Genomic DNA, 3,213 nt, shown 5'->3' on the forward strand with positions numbered 1-3,213 from the left:
AGCGCATGCCACGGCGCCTACACTCGCGCCGTCTCGTGCGCCCCCGCTGCGCGTTGCGGGTGCGCTGTGGTGCTGTCGCGTCCGCTTCCGCCGGAATACGGCTGGATGCGGTCCGCGGCTTCGCAGTAGACTTACGCCTTGTCGTCATCCGCGGTCTTCCGCAGCCGCCGCACCCCCGCCCGCCCTGCCGAGCCCGGCGCCGGACGGTGCGCCGCCGCCCGTGGCGACAACCTCCCTCCCGGTGTGCCCCGGCGCGATCGCGCGACAGATCGCGCGCCGCGCCTCGTGCCGCACCGGCCGGTTTCCCTTTCTTCGTTTGGAGACTTACAGATGGCTAAAGCCCCCATGCGCGTCGCAGTGACCGGCGCCGCTGGCCAGATCGGCTACTCCCTGCTGTTCCGCATCGCCAACGGCGACATGCTCGGCAAAGACCAGCCGGTCATCCTGCAGCTGCTGGACCTGCCGCAGGCCCAGAACGCCGTCAAGGGCGTCGTGATGGAGCTGGAAGACTGCGCGTTCCCGCTGCTGGCCGGCGTGGTGATCACCGACGATCCCAAGGTCGCGTTCAAGGACGCCGACGTCGCGCTGCTGGTCGGCGCCCGTCCGCGCAGCAAGGGCATGGAGCGCAAGGACCTGCTCGAAGCGAACGCGCAGATCTTCACGGTGCAGGGCAAGGCGCTGGACGAAGTCGCCAGCCGCAACGTCAAGGTGCTGGTGGTCGGCAACCCGGCCAACACCAACGCCTACATCGCGATGAAGTCGGCCCCGAACCTGCCGAAGGAAAACTTCACCGCGATGCTGCGCCTGGACCACAACCGCGCGCTGTCGCAGATCGCCGCCAAGACCGGCAAGCCGGTGTCGTCGATCGAGAAGCTGTTCGTCTGGGGCAACCACAGCCCGACCATGTACGCCGACTACCGCTACGCGACCGTCGACGGCCAGAGCGTCAAGGACCTGATCAACGACCACGCCTGGAACAACGACGTGTTCCTGCCGACCGTCGGCAAGCGCGGCGCCGCCATCATCGAGGCGCGCGGCCTGTCGTCGGCCGCCTCGGCCGCCAATGCGGCGATCGACCACGTGCGTGACTGGGTGCTCGGCTCGAACGGCAAGTGGGTCACGATGGGCATCCCGTCGGACGGCTCGTACGGCATTCCGCAGGACGTGATGTTCGGCTTCCCGGTCACCACGGCCAACGGCAAGTACGAACTGGTCAAGGGCCTCGAGATCGACGCCTACAGCCAGGAAAAGATCAACATCACGCTGAAGGAACTGGAAGAGGAACGCGCCGGCGTGCAGCACCTGCTGGGCTGATACCCTTCCCTTCGCCGCATGCGAAACCGGGGCACCGCATCGAATCATCGAAGCGGGCCCCGGTTTTTTGTTGGTCCCCGCGTAGGCGTACGTCCGATACCGGCCGCGCCGCCTTCGCTGTAAACGGTTTGTTCCGGCGTTTGCCGTCGTTGCCCTTGACTGGCGCGAGGCGGCGAGGCGGGCCAACCCGCTTTCCGAGTTTTCCCGATTCCCTCTGTCACCGTTAAAGACGAAGACGACGTGCATCCATCCGAAGTCTTGTTCCAGGGCGAAGCCGTACCGGTCCAGCTGCCGGTCTGCGACCACTATGCCGGCAGCGAGAAGCTGATGCGCAAATCGCTGGCGCTGCAGCAGGAGCTCGGCCCGGTGTTCGACCTGACCCTCGATTGCGAGGACGGCGCCGCGGTCGGCAGCGAGCGCGAGCACGCGCAGCTGTGCGCGCAGCTGATCAACGGCCCGCTGAACCTGTTCAACCGCGTCGGCGTGCGCATCCACGACCCGGCGCACCCCAGCTGGGGCGACGACGTCGATATCCTGGTTGCCGGCGCAGGCGCCCGGCTAGCCTATGTGACGGTGCCCAAGGTCACCGACGTGGTCGAGGTCGCCCGCGTGACCGACCGCGTCAACCAGGCCGCGCGCGCGGCCGGCATCGCGCGCCATATCCCGATCCATGTGCTGATCGAAACCCACGCGGCGCTCGAGCAGGTGTTCCGCATCGCCTCGCTGGTGCAGGTCGAATGCCTGAGCTTCGGCCTGATGGATTTCGTCTCGGCGCATCACGGCGCGATTCCCGGCGAGGCGATGCGCTCGCCGCAGCAGTTCGAGCATCCGCTGGTGCGCCGCGCCATGCTGGAGATCGCGGCGGCCTGCCATCGCCACGGCAAGGTGCCGTCGCACAACGTCAGCACCGATATCCAGAACCCCGAGCGCGCCGGCGAGGACGCCCGCCGCGCCCGCGCCGAACTGGGCTTCCTGCGCAAATGGAGCATCCATCCGGCGCAGATCGGCCCGATCGTGCGGGCCTTCCAGCCGGGCCACGAGGAAATCGGCCTGGCCAGCGCGATCCTGCTGGCCGCGCACGAGAACAACTGGGCGCCGATCCGGCACCAGGGCGAACTGCACGACCGCGCCAGCTACCGCTACTACTGGGCGCTGCTGCAGCGTGCCCATGCGACCGGCGCCACGCTGCCGGCCAATGTGACGGAACTGTTTTTCGGCTGAGCCGGCTGCCGGGCCCACGACCGGAGCCATCGCAGCCATCGCGAAAGACGGTGCGCCGGCGATCCGGCAAATCGGAGAGAATAGCGGCGCCGCGTCCGGGCCGAACCCGGAACGGCATGCCCGCAAGGCCAACAACAACAAGCGCGACAGCGCAGAATCCGCAGAATCAAACCTGCAATTTCCGCATCCACCCATCATCTCGAGGAAGTATCCGATGAAACACCTCCTGCTCGCCGCCTGCCTCGGCGTCTTCACGCTGTCGGCCGGCAGCGCCGCCATCGCCCAGGAAACCGCCAAGAAGGCCAGCACGGCCAAGAAGAGCGCCGCCAAACCGAAGGCCAAGGCCAGCAGCAAGAAACGCACGACCAAGGCCGCGGCCGCCGCGGCCCCGGTGGTACCGGAAGGCGAGAAGTGGCAGTGCGAACTGGGCAAGTCGCTGTACGTCGCCGGCAACATGCTGCGCGACGAAGTGATCACCGTGCACTGGGACGGCCGCAACCACCGCCTGCCGCGCCAGGCCACGGTGACCGGCGCCGACCGCTATTTCGACCCGCAATCGGGCCTGGACCTGGTGGTGATCCCGAGCAAGGCCATGCTGTTCGACCGCAACCACGGCCAGCGCCTGGCGGACGAGTGCCAGACCTCCGCGATGCTGGCCGGCGCCGCCGCGCCGACCCA

3 protein-coding genes are annotated in these 3,213 nt (G+C 67.9%); all 3 read left to right on the plus strand.

Annotation, left to right across the window (positions count from 1 at the left end; all coding sequences use genetic code 11):
- Nucleotides 1–330: 330 nt before the first annotated feature.
- Nucleotides 331–1,314, plus strand: a complete 984-nt coding sequence (locus B551_RS15530) for a malate dehydrogenase (RefSeq protein ID WP_006578853.1) — start codon at nucleotides 331–333, stop codon at nucleotides 1,312–1,314.
- 240 nt (nucleotides 1,315–1,554) lie between these two features.
- A complete protein-coding gene (locus tag B551_RS15535; RefSeq protein ID WP_006578854.1) occupies nucleotides 1,555–2,535 on the plus strand; it encodes a CoA ester lyase in 981 nt (326 codons plus the stop codon).
- A 214-nt stretch (nucleotides 2,536–2,749) separates the two neighbouring features.
- On the plus strand, nucleotides 2,750–3,213 hold a 464-nt coding region (locus B551_RS15540; RefSeq protein ID WP_023264476.1), incomplete at its 3' end, for a hypothetical protein.

Origin of the sequence: Cupriavidus sp. HPC(L) (genome assembly GCF_000307735.3) — a bacterium.
GTDB lineage: Bacteria > Pseudomonadota > Gammaproteobacteria > Burkholderiales > Burkholderiaceae > Cupriavidus.